Genomic DNA, 17615 nt, shown 5'->3' on the forward strand with positions numbered 1-17615 from the left:
GTAAGCGGTACGAGAGGGCCACGGACTTGGCGCGGACGGCCTACGCGCCACGCTTGAAGCGTATAGGCATCCAGAACTGCCGCAGGGCCTCGACGGCTGCTGGAATGTCGCGCCAGGCGTTTTGGACGATGGGCGGCGTTCCCAGCTTGTGCCGGGCCGGGGGCAGCAAGGGCCGACCGGCGTCATCGATGTAGTGGACCAGGATCGGTCGCAGCATAAGGTGTTCGGTTCCGTTCGGGGAGAGAAGCCGCGACCAGACGAGAAGCCGAAGCTTCATGACGGCGTAGAAGCCCATGCACCAGGGCTGCGGGTCGACTTCGCCGTCCTGCGATCGCACGAACAGTGGCTCGAAGCTCTCCGGTCTCGTCGACAGTGTCTCGCTGATCGCGTTGTGGCGCATCAGCGTGGCGGCGATCGCCGAGAACTCCTCGGTGTCGTGATTGAAGGCATCGGGATCGACGCCGAGGAGCGGGCACACCCATTCCTCCGAGGCCATCGAGACCGGCCCGGCGACGACAGCGGCCACTGCGCCGTCGAGCATGGAGAGCGACGTCGCCCGCGGATGCCGAAGCGTCGGCGACCTGGCGCGCTCGCTCATCCATTGTCCGAGCCGTTCGAACGACATGGCATAGTCCGCCATCGTCGTCTTGGCCGGTTTTCCTCGCCGTCGCTTCGGCTTCGTCATGCCACAGCCCGCTTGTCGGCTTCGCGTGCGGCCTTCCAGTTCCAGGCCAGAAGTTCGTGAAGCTGGTTGACCTTCGTGGCGCCACTCACTATCCGCTCGAGAACGTCGACGAGATAGGCCTCGGGGTCGAGGCCATTCAATTTGGCCGTGTTAAGAAGCGAAGAGAGTACCGCCCATGTCTCGCCCCCGCCCTCGTCACCACTGAACAACGAGTTCTTTTTCCCGATCGCAATTGGCCTGATCGATCGCTCGACGGTGTTGCTGTCTGGCTCGAGCCGCCCGTCATCCAGGAACGCCGTCAGGCCCTGCCAGCGTTCGAGCATGTAATCGATCGCCTTGATGAGCGTCGAGCGGCAGGAGATTCCGTCTTTCACCGCGACCAGACGGGCCTTCAACGCCTCCATCATCGGCTTCGTCTCGGCCTGTCGCGCCGCGCGGCGTTCTCCGGCGTCGAGACCGCGGATCCTCTCCTCGATCGCGTAGACGGCTGCGATGCGCTCGATGACCTCCGCGGCGAAGGGTGAGTTCGTCGTCTTGTGCACCCTCACGAAGTTGCGGCGCGCGTGAACGAGACAATACGCCAGCTGGATCTTGCCCGACATCTTCGCATCGCCCACCAGCGAGGCGTAGGCGGCATAGCCGTCGACTTGCAGCACGCCTTCGAAGCCGGCCAACTGCGCCACGATCTCCTTCTTGCCGCGACCGCCCGCGAACACATAGGCGACCGCAGGCGGTGCCGGACCCTTCCACGCCCGATCGTCCGTCGCATGCGCCCAGAACTGGCAGGTCCTCGTGCGGCCGCGTCCCGGGTCGAGCACCGGCATCGGCGTCTCATCGCAGAACAACCGCTCGAAGCCGTGCATGGTCTTCAGTTGCAGATCGTAGAGGCCCCTGACCAGCCACGCCGCGCTCCCCATCCAGCGCGCCAGCGTCTGACGGTCGACGACGACACCCTGGCCCGCCAGGATCTGCGTCTGGCGGTAGAGCGTCGATTGCCAGGCATATTTGGCCGCGGCGATATGCGCGATCAGCGCCGTCGTCACCATGCCGCCCTCGACGAGCCGCGCCGGTGCCGGGGCCTGGACGATCGGGCCCTCACAGGCGCGGCAGGCATATTTGGGACGGATCGTGCGGAGCACACGCAGCCACGCGGGAACCCGATCGAGCGCTTCGCTGCTCTCCTCGCCGATCCGATGCATCTGACCCGTGCAGCACGGGCAGAGCGTGGACGCCGGCTCGATCACCCGCTCGACCCGGGGCAGATGCGCCGGTAGCGCGCCGATGTTGCGCCTCGCTTTGCGCCGCTTCGGTCTCGACGCGTCCGGTTCGTCATCGTTGGCCGGAGGCTGCGCGCCGGCGGTCCGTTCCAGATCGAACGCGATCTGTTCGGCACAGACGATCGCCGAGCGCTCCGATCGCGAGCCGAAGATCAGGCTCTTCAACGTGGCGATCTCTGCGCGCAGATCGTCGTTCTCGCCTTCGAAAGCCAGCACCATCTCGGCGAGAGCCGCAGGGTCAGAGGGGAGATCTTCAGGGCGAAGCGCCATATCGCAGAGCTACACGAACACACCCGGACTCGCCAGCAAAACAAGACGATTCAGGCGACTTTCGTCGGCCGCTTCGTCACCTTCGGGACCACACGCGACCACTCCGCAAGACCTTCGATCAGCATCGCCAGTTGCGCCCCCGTCACCAGCATCGTACCCTCGCGAACAGGTGGCCAGGCGAAGCTCCCATTCTCGAGCCACTTCGTCGCTAGAACTATTCCAGAGCCGTCAAAAACGAGAAGCTTCAAACGATCCGATCGCTTCGATCGGAAGACGTAAACGTCGCCGCTGTAGGGTTTGCCGCCCAATCCCTCCGCCACCAGCGCGACCAGGCCATGAACGCCTTTGCGAAAGTCAATCGGCTGCGTCGCGACGAACACACGGATCATTGGACCGAACGTGATCATCGCATCGATCTCACCGCCGCCAGCACGCGCTCCAGCGTCGCGGCGTCGACGCCGACGGGCACGCGCACCGTCGCGCCCGCGATCATCACCTCGATCCGCTCGGCCGGACCCGCCAGAACGTGTGGCTTATCGATCACGTTCGGCCGCGCCTCGACGGCGTCATCGAGCCTGACCTGCACGAACTGCGGCCCTTCGCTCGACGCAAGCCGCGCATTGCGCCGCCACACACTGAGCAGTCCCCGGTTGACCCCGTTGCGCCGCGCCACCTCGGAAATGCTCGTCTCCGGATCGGCGCTCTCGGCCACGATCCGCGCCTTCTCTGCATCGCTCCAACTGCGCCGTCGCGTCTCCCCCGTGATCACTTCGATCCGCTGATAGGAGGCGGCGTCATGCCTGTCTTGATGTCTGTCTTGATGCATGGAGTCAGTGTCCCTCGCGCTGTCGAATCTAGGCGCGAGTCTCGCTCATGCCGTCCACCTAAACGAGGTGGGGTCGTCGTACCGCTATCGATCGATCGACAACGGCCACTGCAACGGGCGTGATCAACTCCGTCTGGCAACTGGGAAGCGCCATCGTGCCGAGCGTTGTCGGGCTGGTCTTTGCGGCGACAAACTCATTTTCAGCAGCCTTCGCCGTACTCGCGGCTGGTCCGCTGTTTGGAACTTTATGCATGTTGGGCGTACGAGACACCCGCCATGAAACCGACGCTATAGTTCGACGTGTGGCTTGATATCGATACGACAAGAAAGGGAAAATGCACCATGGCCGACCTAGTTGTGCTCTACAAGATGCCGACCGATCCTGCCGCTTTCGACAAATACTATTATGAGACCCACGTTCCGCTCGCCAAAAAGATGCCGGGCTTGCGGAAGTACACCGTCACCAAGGGACCGATCATGACCCCGGGCGGCCCGTCGCCGCTGCACCTGATCGCGACGCTGACCTTCGACAGCATGGCGGCGATCGGCGCTGCCCGCGCCAGCCCCGAGGGGCAGGCCGCCGCAGCCGACGTGGCGAAATTCGCGACCGGCGGCGCCGACGTGCACTTCGCGGAAACCGCTGTGGTGTGATGTCGAAGGGCTGCACGCATATCGCCGGCGTCCAGGACGTCGCGCCGAGCGCGCTCGGCGCGTGTTCTTTGCCGACAACACGCTATGGCGAAGCCTGTTCGGTCTCTTGTTCTGGGATGAGCTGTTTGAATCCGGGCAACTCCACAGCGGCTTCGACTGGATGCCGCAGTGCCTGAAAGACCGCAGCTTCAGCCGCAGCTTTGCCGCGACGTCCGACCACAAAAAGCGTCGCACGAGACCCATTTTGTTCTCGGCGATCATCCCGCGAAGATCTTGGAAAATAAGGATTTTCCTTTGGTGGGCGCACCAGGGCTCGAACCTGGGACCCGCTGATTAAGAGTCAGCTGCTCTACCAACTGAGCTATGCGCCCGAAAGGCGGTCAAAGCCTTGCGAGGCCGGTCGTTTAGCAAAGCAGTTCGGGGATGGCAAGCGATGCGGTGCAGGTTTTCCAAGGGTTCGTCCACAGGCCCTAAAATGCGAAAAGCCGCTGGATTCCAGCGGCTTCGCGAGGGTTAATTCCCGGGAAATCCCGGGCCGCTCAGAGGCGGCCCTCCCGGTCGCTGTCCGGCCCGCCGTCCCGGTCGTCGCCATGGAAGCGGTCCATCCCGCGTTCCATGCCACGTTCCATGAACCGATGGTGCCAACCTTCCCCACCGCCGAACGCGCCACCGTGGCGGGTGAGCACGGCGAGGCGCCGCTTCTGGCCCTCATCCAGCGTCTTGTAGAGCGGGTCGGCGGCATCGGCGATCTTCTTCAGGGCCGCGGAGGTGGCGCCCATGTCCTCGGCGCGCTGGCGTAGGCGGGCGACCGGATCCTCCGGCTTGTCGGCGTCACCGGGGCCGGCATTCATTCGCGCATTGGCGCGGTCGATGCGCAGCTTGGCGAACTCCCGCACGGCGCTCTCGACCGGCGGCCACAGCTTCTCCTGATCGGCATTCAGCTTCAGCCCGGCATGGACGGCGGCGATCCGCGCGTCGACGAAGGCGGCGCGATCTTCCGGGTTCATGCGCATGTGGCGCATGTGCTCTTGCATCCACGGACGATGATATTGGGCATAGACCGCGCTCGAGCCGGCGATGCTGAGCACGGCGATGGCGGCGATGGTGAACTTCCTCATGCGAACCTCCTTTGGAAGGATGCCGCTGAGGATGAGCGCCATCCGGCCCGCGCGCAACTTACAACTTGGACAGGGAGGCACCCTAGCGCGATGTAATTCGCAGTCAGAAATCATTAGCAACAATGACGAAGGGCTTCCACGCGGTCAGCGTGGAAGCCCTTTCATTCATGGTTCATTCACGCTAGTTCGTCGCGCTCTTCGCTTCCTTCTGGAATTCGTCAATCAGCGACTGGCCGACGCGGCTCGCGGCATCCTTGTAGACCGGCTCCATCGCCTTGCGCATCGCCTCGTCCTGCTCCGGCGTGAGCTTGATGATCTCGCTCTTGCCGCTCTTCTTGATCTCGGCGAGCGCGTCGTCGTTCTCCTTCTGCGACTGCGCGTTGTTGAAGTCGGTCGCTTCCTTCATCGCCTTGGTGAGCTGGTCGCGGATGTCGGCCGGCAGATCGTCCCAGAACTTCTTGTTCACGATCACGACGTAGCCGATGTAGCCGTGGTTGGTCTCGGTGATGTACTTCTGCACCTCGTGCATCTTCTGGGTGTAGATATTCGACCAGGTGTTCTCCTGCCCGTCGACCACGCCGGTCTGGAGCGCCTGATAAACTTCCGAGAACGCCATCACCTGCGGCAGCGAGCCGAGCGCCTTGAACTGCGCCTGGAGCACACGCGAGGACTGGATGCGGAACTTGACGCCCTGATAGTCGCTAGGGGTGACCAGCTTCTTGTTGGCGCTCATCTCCTTGAAGCCGTTGTCCCAATAGGCAAGGCCGGTGATGCCTTTGGGCTCGAGCAGCTTGAGCAGCTTGGCGCCGAGCGGGCCTTCCGTCACCTTCCGTAGCGTCTTCAGGTCGGGAAGGATGTAGGGCAGATCGAACACCTCGAACTCGCGGATGCCGAGCGGGCCGAATTTCGAGTTGGACGGCGCCAGCATCTGCACGCTGCCGAGCTGCAGCGCCTCGAGCTCTTCCTTGTCCTTGTAGAGCGACGAGTTCGGATAGACCTCGATCTTGACCTTGCCGCCGGTGTACTTCTCGGCGAGTTCCTTGAACTTCTCGGCCGCCTTGCCCTTCGGCGTATCGGTGGCGACGACATGGCTGAACTTGATGATGATCGGCGATTGCGCCAATGCCGGCCCGGCAAAGGCCAGCGCCACGATCGATGCCGCAGCCCAGATAACTTTTCGCATGCTTCCTCCCGCACGTCCTTGAGGGCACGGACCGCCGGCCCCGAGACTTGGACGCAGCATTATAGGGAAGCAGGCCTAGGCGCTATTGCCTGTTAGCAGGGGTCTCCTTGCAAAAATGCTGTATCCCGCGGGGCGATGGTCGTCCCGCCGGGGACCGCAAGCACACATGGCCGGGGCGAGCCCCGGCCATGACGTTGTTATTCGCGCGGCCTCAGCCGTGCAGCGCCGGAGCGAGCTGGGCCTGCTGCGCGACCGCCGGATCGGTGATGAGAGTGCCGCCGTGGCCGTCCGAGGACAGGGCGAAGTCGGCCGCGGTGTACTGGCCGAGCAGGCTCAGCGTTGCCGTGTGCGCACCGTCGGAGACCGTCAACGTGCCGCCGGAGTTGTCGCCGTTCTGCGAATAGGCGAGCGAGGTCACGCCGTCGCTGAACAGGATGTCGCCGAGATCGATGCTGTCGTTGGCCTGCCAGCCGGAGATCGATCCGGTGAGCGCGGATGACTGATCGAGCACCAGCGAGGCGTTGGGGCCGGCGAAGGCCACCCCATTCGCCGCACCGCCCGAATGGACATAAGCGAGCGCGCCCGAACCGATGGTGGTGCTGACCGCATTGCCGCCGGACTGCACGTGCTGCGTGCCGGCGAGGATCGTCGTCCCGGTCGCATCGCCGTACACATACTGCGTTCCGCCGTTGACGATGGTGGCGGTGGCGAGACCCCAATCGATCTGCTCGCCGCCGGCATTGACGACGGCACCGGTCGCACTGCCGTCGGCATAGATCGCCTGCTTGCTGCCATCATTGATGGTCGTGGTGATGGCGCTGCCGTGCAGATACTGGATGGCGCAGCCGCTGATCGTGGTCTGGATCACGACCGCGCCGTAGACCGCCTGGCTGCCGCCGTCCATGACCGTGCCGATCGCGGTCCCGCCGGCATAGACGTCCTGCTCGCCGCCGTGGATCGTGGTCGAGTTGGCCGCGCCGCCGCTCTCGACGATCTGCACGCCCGAATTGAGGGTCGTCAGGCTCGCCGTGCCGAACACGTATTGCTCGCCGCCGTTGAGCGTCGTGCTGATCGCCGTGCCCCAGTCGATCTGCATGCCGCCGGCATTGAGCGTGGTGCCGGTCGCGGCGCCGTCGGCATAGACGTTCTGCTCGCCGCCGTCGTTGACGATCGTGGTGGTGGCGCTGCCGTGGAGATGCTGGATCGCGCCGTCGCCGATCGTGGTCAGGCTCACCGCCCCGCCGTAAACCCCCTGGCTGCCGCCATCCATGATGGTGCCGGTCGCGACGCCGCCGGCATAGACGTCCTGCTCGCCGCCGACCGTAATCGTCGAGCCGCTGGCGGAGCCGCCAGCCTCGATCACCTGATCTCCCGAGACCGTCGAGCCCGAGGCCGAGCCGTAGACGTATTGCGTACCACCCGCAGCAATCGCCGCGCCGGCGGCCGACCCCATCAGGATCATCTTCGCGCCGCTCTCGACCGCGATGTCGGAATAGCCTGTCGCGTCCTGGATCCGCCAGGTGCCGCCCTGCACATCGAGCTTCTCGACATTGGTCACAGTGCCGAGCGTGCCGCCGCCATTGCCCGACAGAACCAGCGTATCCAGGCCGTCGCCGCCGTCGATCGTGCCAGTCAGAACCGAGCCGGCGACGAGCGTGATGGTGTCGTCACCCGCTCCCATCGCCACGTCGCCTCCGATCGTGCCGCTATTGGTGAGCGTATCGTTGCCGCCATCCATGGCGACGCTGCCGAAGATGCTCCCCGTATTGGCAATCGTGTCGCCATAGGTCCCGGTGATCGAGATCGCCTCGCCGTTGTCGCCGCGGATGGTGCCGTCGTTGATGATGGTCATGGCGCCGAACGCGCTGCCGTCGTTGCTGTCGTCGACGGTGATCGCGCGCTGATCGCTGACGATCAGGCCCCCCACCTCATTGTGGACGGTGCCGCCGCCGATCGCGAGCGCCTCGTTGAGGCCGTTGGCAGCAGCGACGAGTCCGACCGCCCCGATCGTCCCGAAATTGTCGATCGAGACGAGGCCGTCGACGTCGACGCCATCCGCATCGGCGCCATTGACCGACGTTCCGGTGATGGTGCCGCGGTTGGTCACGACCGTCGTCGTGTTGGCAGAGCTGTCCATGTTGATGCCGGAGCCGGCCTCGCCCGTGATCGTGCCGTCATTGGTGACGGTGATCGGCTGATCGCCGGTGATGCCGTGGCGCGCGCCGTCGATGACGCCGCCGGCGAAATTGTTGACGATCCCGCCGGTATTGACCGACTGGAAGTCGATCGCATCGTTGCCGGTTGAAGAGGCCGAGCCGTTGTGGCTGACGATCTGGCCGTAATTGTTGATGGTGGCATTGGCACCGGGCCGGATCGCGTCGGCATCGGCCGCCGAGATCATGCCGGTTGCCGCGTTGTTGATGACGGTGTGGACGCCGCTCGAGTTGATGTCGTCGAGGTCGAGCGCCTGACCGGCGTTGCTGCCGGTGCCGGTCGAGGCGATCGTGCCTTCATTGTTGACCGTGAAGGTGCCGCTCGTGCCCGAAACCAGGTTCGAGATCTTCACGGCATCCTTGGTGGCGGTGATGGTCGCGCCGGCCTCGTTGTGGATGGTGAAGCTGCCGCTCGCCGAGCCGCTGGTCGCGATCGCACGGCTGGTGCCGGTGATGGTGCCGAAATTGTCGAGCAGCGCACCGGGCGAGGTGCTGCCGCCGATCCAGGTGACCGGCGTCGAGGCCGACAGCGTCACGCCGCCGAGAACGGTGAGATGATCGTTGTTCGCCAGCGTGATCGGCGAAGACGAGTTGCTGGAGAGCACGGTGCCGTCGTCATTGGTGATGGTGCCGGTCGCGGTCGCCGTGCCGATCGTAACGGTCGCGCTGGGGTTGCTGGCGCCGGTCAGCGTCAGCGTGAAGCTCTCGTCGGGCTCAGGCGTGGTGTCGCCGGAGATCGTGATCGTGACGGTCGCCGAGGTCGCGCCGGCCGCGATGCTGCCGCTGAAGGTCGAGCCCGGCAGCGTGCCGCCGTAGTCGGCCGCATTGGTGGTGCCGGCCGCGAAGCTGCCGGAGAAGCTGATCGCGCCGGTGGTGCCGCCGGCGCGCACAATGGTGAAGGTCATCGTCTTGGTGCCGCTGTCGCCCTCGGCGACCGACACGCTCGACGGCGAGAACGAGATCGACTGCGCCGCCGGAGCCGCGACGGTGAAGGCAGTGGTCGGGAACGGCGCGTCCGGCGCGGTGCCGTCGGTGCTCTGGTCGCCGCTGCCGTTCTGGGTCACCCAGTTGGCGGTGTTGCCGATCGCGGCGAGGTAATCGGCGAAGCTGGCAAGGCCCGAACGCGGGCCGTTATAGCCGACGATATCGAGGCCGCCGGTGAAGCTGACCGCGGTCTGGCCGGCGACGAGGCCGGTGCCGGTCAGCGTGCCGTCGCTGGTGGAATAGCCGACATTGGAGATCGCGGCGAGGAAGGTCGGCGAGGTCGAGGAGCCGACATAGGCGTAGACAACCTCGCTGTCGTTGGAGAGGCCGGTGTTGTTGGCGTTGGTGAAGGTCACGCTGCCGGCGCTGGCGCCGAGCGTACCCTTGCCGATGTTGTTGATGTCGATGACGGTGCCGGCGGCGATCGCGCTCGTCGCGGTCCAGGCCATCGTGCTCTCGGCGCTGCTGCCGGTGGCGAAGCTGGTGCCGTTCCAGTTGCTGTCGGTGAAGTTGATCACCGTGCCCTGCGGGATGTCGGTCAAGGCAACGAAGGACAGGTTGTCGTTGCCGTCGCCATTGAACCCGGTGAAGGCGATGCAACCAGCGGTCAGTGACATTTCCAATTCTCCAGCAACGGGGCACGGCCCGTGACGCTGCCGGTTAATGGGGTGTTAACGTGACATGTTAATAACATATTTGTTGCGATACACGTTCACATAACCGATCGTGCGCCAAACGAAAACGCGGCGCCCGGAGGCGCCGCGTTTCCGCCGATCTGCCGTGAGGGCCGACGTCAGCTTGCCGCCGCCGTCGTCACCGTGTCGCGCTGGCGCTTCATAACGATCTTGTTGAGCGCGCCGAGATAGGCTTTTGCGGAGGCCACCAGCGTATCCGGGTCCGCCGCGCGCGCCGTCATCGAACGGCCGTCATGCGACAGGCGGACCGAGACCTCGGCCTGCGCGTCCGTGCCTTCGGTGACCGCGTGGACCTGATACAGCTCGAGCTTGGCCTCGTGCGGCACCAGGCGCTTGATGCAGTTGAACACTGCGTCCACCGGACCGTTGCCCTCGGCCTCCTCGATCCTGATCTGGCCGTCGACGTCGAGCTTCATGGTCGCGCGCTGCGGACCATGGGTGCCTGCGATCACGGTCAGCGAAGTCAGCTTGATGCGGTCGTGGGCCGCCGCCATCTCCTCGTCGATCAGCGCCTCGATGTCCTCGTCGTAGATGTCCTTCTTGCGGTCGGCCAAGGCCTTCATCCGCGTGAACGCATCTTCCAGCTGGTTGGGGCCGAGCTTGTAGCCCAGCTCCTCCAGCTTGTGCACGAAGGCATGGCGGCCGGAGTGCTTGCCCAGCACCAGCGAGGACTGCTTCAGGCCGACCATTTCGGGCCGCATGATCTCGTAGGTGGAGGCGTCCTTCAGCACGCCGTCCTGATGGATGCCGCTCTCATGCGCGAAGGCGTTTCGGCCGACGATCGCCTTGTTGTACTGCACCGGGAACGAAGTCGCCGCCGACACCACTTTCGAGGCGCGGGTGAGCTGCGTGGTGTCGATTTTATTCCAGTACGGGAATTTATCGTTGCGCACGTTGATCGCCATCACGATCTCTTCGAGCGCGGCGTTGCCGGCGCGCTCGCCGATGCCGTTGATGGTGCACTCGACCTGGCGCGCACCGCCGACGATGCCGGCCAGCGAGTTCGCAACGGCCATGCCGAGGTCGTTATGGCAGTGCACGGAGAACACCGCCTTGTCCGAGTTCGGTACGCGCTCGATCAGCGTCTTCATGAAGTGGGTGTATTCCTCCGGCACCGTGTAGCCGACGGTGTCGGGGATGTTCACCGTGGTGGCGCCGGCCTTGATGACGGCCTCGACGATGCGGCACAAAAAGTCCATCTCGCTGCGGGTGCCGTCCTCGGCCGACCATTCGACGTCGTCGATCTGGTTGCGGGCGCGCGCGACCATGGAGACCGAGGTCTCAACCACCTGCTCCGGGGTCTTGTTCAGCTTCACCCGCATATGCAGTGGCGAGGTCGCGATCACGGTGTGGACGCGGCCGCGCTTGGCGAACTTGACGGCTTCGGCGCAACGGTCGATGTCGGCGGGATGGGCCCGCGACAGGCCGGCGATCACCGCGTTCTTGGAACGGCGGGCGATTTCGCTGACCGCCTGGAAGTCGCCCTCGGAGGTGATGGGGAAGCCGGCCTCGATGACGTCGACCCCCATATCGTCCAGCAGCTCGGCGACCTCGAGCTTCTCCTCGAAGGTCATGGTGGCGCCGGGGCACTGCTCGCCGTCGCGCAGCGTGGTGTCGAAAATGATGACGCGGTCCTTCTCGGACTTGTTCACGGGGGCCATTGCAGATTTCCTTTTGAGCTTTCGCGCCGTTCAGTTCCTGGGCGCATGAGGTGTCCGGTGATCTCGTACAACCCCTGAGTGCCCAGGCGCGTGGCGCCCAGCCGGCCCTCAGGGGCAGGTAAGAAGAAGCCCGTCAATAAGGAGGGTGGGCAGGTGCGCGGCCGGGATCGTGGCGGCGGCCAGAGCCACCTCCCCCAAAATCCCATCGATTTGGCCGCGAATCAGCATTGCCAGACCCTTGTGAGCCCAGGAATCCTCGGCCAAAACCGTTGACGGTTCGTTGCCGGGTGGCTCAGTGCACCGTTTCTAGACGAGAAATAGCAGCAACTGCAACGCCAAAAAGATGGTCAGGGGGACTGACCTATGAGATTCCGGTATTGGTGGCAGCGTGTCCATGTCCAAACAGCCCTCGCGTTCTCGCGGCGCGGCTCGCCCGAGTTTTGCTCTCTTCTTGATGCCCCACGAGAAAAGGGCGCAGGGAAGACCGGGCGCCGGCTGGCACCCGCGGCCCGCTGTGCGATCAAATGCACACGCAAATGCACAACGGGAAAACAGGTGAAGCCGGAAAACGCCCGGCCTTCCCTGCGCAGTGGTTTGACGGCTTATGCCGCGCTCTCCCCGGAGCCGAATTCCTTCTGGCCTCCGTTACCCCGCAGAATGCACGGACATCGCCCCGGTTGAAGCAATGTCCGCCTCCGCAAAAGGCTTGACCGTAGCAACGACGGCCAGGACCACACGGTTTTGCCGTACGCAAGCGCACCCTGCTTCGCCAAGAGGCATCGCAGGGCGAGTGAGCGCCGTTCGTCATGCACGAAAAGTGATGCGCTCACGAGGTTCAACTCGCCCTGCACGCCACCGCCCGCATCGACGCCGCTCGCGTCCACCGCAGCCCGCCCACGATCCGTACGACTCGCGAACCGTCCCTTTCGTCGGGCGGGATGCGAGTTAATACTATAAATCCGAATTTCTGTAAAGGCGAATATCTTGCGGCCGATGGATTGACCCAGCGGCTGCGTGTTTTGCTTGCCGGGCAACGCAAGGAATTGTGGATGCGTGGCGCCGAAGCCCGCATGAGCGCAGCAATATGTGGGACCAGACGTCTCGGATATCGCTTCCGCCATCGCTCTTCGAGCTACGGCGGACGGGTCGTTCAGCCCGGCTACGGGCCTGAAGCGATTGGCAGCTATCTGGCGCGGCGGGCGCGAGCCCTGTTCTCCCAGCGGTCCAGCATCTGACCGAGTTCGCCGACCGCCGGAGGCGTGGCTTCATTGGTGTTGGCGGGCGCCGAGGCGTGCAGCCAGTCCGGCTGGGTGTAGTTACGCCAGCGGCGGGCTTCCGCACGCCGTTTGCGGGACACGTGTCCGCGCGTGAAATAGCCGGCCGCGAACGCGATCCCGATCAGTCCGACCAACACGACGAGACCCAGCACAATCAACTCCGGCTTTTGCCCCCGGCAAGTTCTGCCAGCATTACATGCGAGGTCAAGGCTTGACATGCGTCATACGAAATCCCGCTTGGCCTTTGGAACAGGGAAATTTTTGCTCGACTGCGCGGAACATTTTAAGGCCTTGGTGACGGCGCAAATTCGCACCCAAGCGCGTGGCGGCGGCCGATCGGCATGCATTCGAATGTGACCTGATTATGATCAGATATCGCGCCGAAGATGCGAACCCGGCTCTCGCAACCGGCCGCGGACCGCATTAACCTCAGGTCGTGCTGGGCCGGATCAACCGGCCAGTGAACATGACCGGGAGGACGCGATGACACGCCACGAGCAGCGTGACCAAGACGCTGCGCTTTCACGACGAACGCTTGTCCAGGGGCTCGCGCTCGGCGCGGCCGCCACCGTGGCCGGAGCAGGCTCCGCGCTGGCCCAGGCCGGCCCGGCCGCGCCGCCGACCACGATCACCACCCCGCCGCGCGATTTCGGCCCGGGCGGCGCGCCGACCACCTATTTCTGGGACCCCGACATCATCGCGGTCGATCCGTCCTTCAACGACCTCGCGCAGCCCAACACGGCGATCAAGCGGCTTTACACCGGCCTGTTGTGGGCCGAAGGCCCGGCATGGAGCGCGCAGGGCCGCTACCTCTTGTGGAGCGACATTCCCAACAACCGGCAGATGCGCTGGAGCGAGGACGACGGCCGCGTCAGCGTGTTTCGCTCACCTTCCAACAACTCCAACGGCAACTCCTTCGACTTCCAGGGCCGCCAACTCTCCTGCGAACACCTGACCCGGCGGGTGACGCGCTACGAGCACGACGGCACCGCCACCGTGCTTGCGGACTCCTACAACGGCAAGAAGCTGAACTCGCCGAACGATGTCGTCGCGCATCCCGACGGCAGCTACTGGTTCACCGATCCGCCCTATGGCGGTCAGCTCTATGAAGGCGAGCCCGACGGCGCGGGCGGCCCGAGCAACGCAGGCGGCAAGCTCAATCCGCGGATCGGGCAGCCGGCCGGCTTCGTGCCGGGCAAGCGCGAGCTGCCCACCAATTGCTATCGCATCGACCCCTCCGGCCGCGTCGATCTCGTCGTCAGCGAGGACCAGGTGCCCGATCCCAACGGCCTCTGCTTCTCGCCCGACTTCAAGAAGCTCTACGTCATCTCGACCGGCAAGGGCCCGGGCGACACCGGGCCGGGCGGCAAGGGCGAGATCTTCGTGTTCGACGTCGGCAGCGACAACAAGCTCTCCAACTTGAAGCGGTTTTCCGACTGCGTGATCGATGGCGTGAAGTGCGGACCGGACGGCGTGCGCTGCGACGTCAACGGCAATGTCTGGGCCTCCAGCAATGCCGGCCGCTCGGTCGGCTATAATGGCGTGACGGTGTGGTCGCCGGAGGGCAAGCTGCTCGGCCGCATCCGCCTGCCCGAGGTGTGCGGCAATCTCTGCTTCGGCGGCCCCAAGCGCAACCGCCTGTTCATGGCCGCGAGCCAATCGCTCTACGCCGTGTACACGGCAACGCAGGGCGCTGGGCCGGGCTGACGCTGCGCGAGCCGAATCACGATGCGGCGCCGGCGTGCCCAGCCGGCGCCGAATTGTTTTGGTAGTCCTCTCGATGCGTGAGGGACCATCAAGGAAGGAGCCATGCGCGTTATCATCTGCGGCGGCGGTGTGATCGGCGCCTGCACCGCTTATTTCCTCCGCCGCCGCGGCGTCGACGTCACCGTCGTGGAGCGGACGGAGGTGGCAGCGGCCGCCTCGGGCAAGGCCGGCGGATTCCTGGCGCTCGACTGGTGCGCCGGCACGCCGCTCGATGCGCTGGCGCGGCGCAGTTTTGCCCTTCATGCCCGGCTGGCGGATGAGATCGCAGGCGATTGGGGCTATCGTCGCATGAGTGCCTATAGCGGCCTTGTCGCGTCCGACACTGATGCGCGCCGCGATGCGCCGTGCGCGCTCGGCTGGCTCTCCAAGGGAGTCGTCATCGCGCATCGCCTCGGCACGACGGACACGACCGGGATCGTTCATCCCCGCAAGTTCACCTCAGCGGTGATGAACACCGCGCTTGTGCAAGGCGCCGAGCTTCGAGCCGGTCGCGTCACCGGCATTGTGCGCGATGCGAATGGCACGACCGCGAAAGGTGTCGAGATCGACGGCCGAGTCCTCGAGGCGGATGCCGTGGTGATCGCCATGGGGCCGTGGTCGCTGCTCGCCGCACAATGGATGAGTCTGCCTGCCGTCTACGGCCAGCGCAGTCCGAGCATCGTCTACGACACCGGCACGGACGTGCCGGCCGATGCCCTGTTTCTCGAATACGGAGAGGACGACGGCGCAGTCTCGATCGAGGTTTTCCCGCGGGCCGACGGCAGCACGCACGTCACCGCCTTCTCCGACGTCGCTCCGCTACCGCTGGATCCGGCAGCCGTAACGCCGGATCGGGACGCCATCGACCGCCTGCAGGCGATCTCCGAACGGCTGTCGCCCGTGTTTCGCGCCGACAGGATCATCGCGCGGCAGGCCTGCTTCCGCCCGGTCACGCAGGACGGCTTGCCGCTGATCGGCAAGGTGCCGGGAAGCGAAGGCCTCTACGTTGCGACCGGACACAATGTCTGGGGCATCCTCAATGCGCCTGCGACCGGCGAGGCGCTGGCGCAACTGATCGCGGACGGCGCGATGGGCGATGTCGACCTGTCGCCGTTCGATCCCGCCCGGCTCCGCCCGCTCGATCGGTCGCTGCTAAGGGCGCGCTGATCTACGCCGGCAATGGTCAGGGCGGCGCGGACTGGCCCGAGAACGCAGCTTCCGCTTCGTTGCGCAGCCGGTCCGGCGCTTCGAGATAGCGCGGCGAATAGTGAAACGTCGTCATCCGCTTAACACCCGCCGCTCGGGCGAGCTCGCCGGCCTGCGTGGCCGTCAGGTGACGGCGCGCTTTTGCGATCTCGACATCGTCGCCGGCGAAGGCCGCCTCGATGAAGAGATGATCGGCACCGCGCGCGAGCGCAATGATGCGCTCGGCATTATCAGGGGTGAAGGCGACGTCGGTCACGTACGCGACGCGCTGTCCGGGCGCGACCTTGAGCGCGTGCCGGATGAGCTCGCCGAGCCGGATGGTGCGGCCGTCGCCAACGTCAACCAGCATGTTCTCGTCCGCGCTGCTGCGGACCGCGCGCTTGGCCGCGTTGAGCCATGGACCGACCTGAAGGCCAAGCTCGGCAAGGCCAACGCTCCAGACATTGACCCGGCGCGTCTCCTGCAACGCAAAGCCGAGACAGGGCATGCCGTGATCGAGCGTGGCAGCCTCGATGCGCAGATCGCCATCATGAAACACGAGCCCCGGCGCGAGCGATGTCTCTCCGATCGACCTTGCGCAAAACTGATCTCGCGCAGAAAAGCGGGTCCAGCCGCCGAGCCGGCCATCGCAGAATTCGGCCGCCTCGATCACAAAGTCGGATGAAGTCTCATCGAGCAGATTCCAGCTATAGGCCGCGAGCTTGCCGGCGATGCCCGCGATGAGGCCGGGCGGCCCCGTCACGCGCAAACGGCCGGGCTGATGATGCCGGGCCCGCAGCAACTGATCGAAGCCGGCGAAGTGATCCATGTGCCGATGGCTCACGAAGACGTCGCTGATGCGAAGCAACTCGCGATTGGACAGGCCAGCGAGATCGCCGATGTCGAACAGCATCGCGCGGCGCCCGAACCTGAAGTCGAGCAACAGTCCGGGATCGGCGAACGGCTCGTTGACGAGGCGGCATTGAACCAGCTGGGCCATGCTTAGGGTCCAGACTCAATTGATCCAATAGGCGACGATGGCTGCGATGTGGACGGCAGCCAAGAAGTTTCTGGCGAGTTTATCGTAACGAGTTGCGACACGCCTGAAATCCTTGAGCCGGCAGAAGCAACGCTCGATAACATTGCGCCCTTTATAGATGCGCTTGCTGAAGTTGTGGAAGGTCACCCTGTTGGATTTGTTTGGAATGACGGGCTTGGCGCCACGATTGACGATTTCGGCGCGAAAGCCGTCGCCGTCGTAGCCTTTGTCCCCAATGAGGGCAGACATGGGCGGCGCGAGTTCCAAAAGGGCCGGCGCTGCGGCAATATCTGCGTCCTGGCCCGGAGTGAGATGAAATGCGCAGGGTTTGCAATCAGGGTCGCTCAGCGCGTGGATTTTCGTGGTCCGCCCGCCGCGCGAGCGGCCGATCGCCTGTTCATGTTCCCCCCTTTTCCGCCGCTCGCCGAGCGATGCGCCTTGATCGAGGTGGAGTCGATGGACAAAGTCACGCCATCCTTGCCGCAGCGGGCGAGCGCTTCAAAGATCGCCTGCCAATGTCCGCGCTTGGCCCAGCGATTGAACCGATTGTAGATCGTCGTGTAAGGACCAAAGTCGGGCGGGCAATCGCGCCAGCGCGCGCCACACTGAAGCATGTGGATGATACCGCTGATGATGCGTCGATCATCTTCGCGCTCCGGTCCGGTCTGGTTCGTTGGCAGATGCGGCTTTATCTGAGCCCACTGCTTGTCGTTGAGCCAGAACAGCCCCTTGCGCATCAAAGCCCCCGTGCCGAATCAGTTCGGGTGCAAGAGAATCAGAGCGCGCTAATTAGGTACAGACCCTA

Annotated in this window: 14 protein-coding genes and 1 tRNA gene; 3 read left to right on the forward strand and 12 right to left on the reverse strand. The window is 64.8% G+C overall.

Annotation, left to right across the window (positions count from 1 at the left end; genetic code table 11):
* Nucleotides 1-40 precede the first annotated feature (40 nt).
* From AYJ54_RS31840 to tnpA, 4 genes are read right to left on the reverse strand one after another with little or no spacing between them, the layout of a single operon-like run.
* Complete coding sequence (locus AYJ54_RS31840) at nucleotides 41-685, reverse strand: UPF0149 family protein (protein WP_063697013.1); 645 nt, start codon at nucleotides 683-685, stop codon at nucleotides 41-43.
* Complete coding sequence (gene tnpC, locus AYJ54_RS31845; RefSeq protein WP_063697015.1) at nucleotides 682-2232, reverse strand: IS66 family transposase; 1551 nt, start codon at nucleotides 2230-2232, stop codon at nucleotides 682-684. The genes AYJ54_RS31840 and tnpC overlap by 4 nt, the downstream gene beginning before the upstream one ends.
* A gap of 50 nt (nucleotides 2233-2282) precedes the next feature.
* On the reverse strand, nucleotides 2283-2639 hold the full coding sequence (tnpB, locus tag AYJ54_RS31850; RefSeq protein ID WP_063697016.1) for an IS66 family insertion sequence element accessory protein TnpB: 357 nt from the start codon (nucleotides 2637-2639) through the stop codon (nucleotides 2283-2285).
* Nucleotides 2636-3058, reverse strand: a complete 423-nt coding sequence (gene tnpA / locus AYJ54_RS53575) for an IS66-like element accessory protein TnpA (RefSeq protein WP_063697018.1) — start codon at nucleotides 3056-3058, stop codon at nucleotides 2636-2638. The genes tnpB and tnpA overlap by 4 nt, the downstream gene beginning before the upstream one ends.
* Nucleotides 3059-3400: 342 nt before the next feature.
* On the opposite strand from tnpA, the gene AYJ54_RS31860 reads away from it, so the two are divergent.
* Entirely contained in the window at nucleotides 3401-3709 is a 309-nt protein-coding gene (locus AYJ54_RS31860; RefSeq protein WP_063705332.1) for an EthD family reductase, read from the forward strand.
* Nucleotides 3710-4004: 295 nt separating this feature from the next.
* Here the strand turns inward: AYJ54_RS31860 and AYJ54_RS31865 are convergent.
* From AYJ54_RS31865 to AYJ54_RS31890, 6 genes are all read right to left on the reverse strand, one after another.
* A tRNA-Lys gene (locus AYJ54_RS31865) sits at nucleotides 4005-4080 on the reverse strand.
* Nucleotides 4081-4248: 168 nt separating this feature from the next.
* Complete coding sequence (locus tag AYJ54_RS31870) at nucleotides 4249-4827, reverse strand: Spy/CpxP family protein refolding chaperone (protein WP_136624063.1); 579 nt, start codon at nucleotides 4825-4827, stop codon at nucleotides 4249-4251.
* 181 nt (nucleotides 4828-5008) lie between these two features.
* Nucleotides 5009-6010 carry a TRAP transporter substrate-binding protein gene (locus AYJ54_RS31875; RefSeq protein WP_063705338.1) on the reverse strand — a complete coding sequence of 334 codons (1002 nt, stop codon included), beginning with the start codon at nucleotides 6008-6010 and terminating at the stop codon, nucleotides 5009-5011.
* Nucleotides 6011-6221: 211 nt separating this feature from the next.
* Nucleotides 6222-9824: a beta strand repeat-containing protein gene (locus AYJ54_RS31880; protein ID WP_063705341.1), complete on the reverse strand. Its 3603-nt coding sequence runs from the start codon at nucleotides 9822-9824 to the stop codon at nucleotides 6222-6224.
* 176 nt (nucleotides 9825-10000) lie between these two features.
* A complete protein-coding gene (locus AYJ54_RS31885; protein WP_063705343.1) occupies nucleotides 10001-11563 on the reverse strand; it encodes a 2-isopropylmalate synthase in 1563 nt (520 codons plus the stop codon).
* A gap of 1183 nt (nucleotides 11564-12746) precedes the next feature.
* Nucleotides 12747-12992: a hypothetical protein gene (locus tag AYJ54_RS31890; protein WP_063705354.1), complete on the reverse strand. Its 246-nt coding sequence runs from the start codon at nucleotides 12990-12992 to the stop codon at nucleotides 12747-12749.
* 331 nt (nucleotides 12993-13323) lie between these two features.
* On the opposite strand from AYJ54_RS31890, the gene AYJ54_RS31895 reads away from it, so the two are divergent.
* Both AYJ54_RS31895 and AYJ54_RS31900 read left to right on the forward strand, forming a co-directional pair.
* Complete coding sequence (locus tag AYJ54_RS31895) at nucleotides 13324-14547, forward strand: SMP-30/gluconolactonase/LRE family protein (RefSeq protein ID WP_063705346.1); 1224 nt, start codon at nucleotides 13324-13326, stop codon at nucleotides 14545-14547.
* 102 nt (nucleotides 14548-14649) lie between these two features.
* Entirely contained in the window at nucleotides 14650-15753 is a 1104-nt protein-coding gene (locus AYJ54_RS31900; protein WP_063705349.1) for an NAD(P)/FAD-dependent oxidoreductase, read from the forward strand.
* 16 nt (nucleotides 15754-15769) lie between these two features.
* Here the strand turns inward: AYJ54_RS31900 and AYJ54_RS31905 are convergent, their stop codons facing one another.
* Nucleotides 15770-16771 carry a ribonuclease Z gene (locus AYJ54_RS31905; RefSeq protein ID WP_063705351.1) on the reverse strand — a complete coding sequence of 334 codons (1002 nt, stop codon included), beginning with the start codon at nucleotides 16769-16771 and terminating at the stop codon, nucleotides 15770-15772.
* Between the two features lie 15 nt (nucleotides 16772-16786).
* Nucleotides 16787-17547 (reverse strand): IS5 family transposase gene (locus tag AYJ54_RS48040; protein WP_430641378.1). Its coding sequence is split into 2 segments (ribosomal slippage): nucleotides 16787-17188 and nucleotides 17191-17547, totalling 759 coding nucleotides; the frame shifts between segments, so codons are not numbered across the junction.
* Nucleotides 17548-17615 lie beyond the last annotated feature (68 nt).

The sequence above is a fragment of the Bradyrhizobium centrolobii genome (assembly GCF_001641635.1).
Classification (GTDB): domain Bacteria; phylum Pseudomonadota; class Alphaproteobacteria; order Rhizobiales; family Xanthobacteraceae; genus Bradyrhizobium; species Bradyrhizobium centrolobii.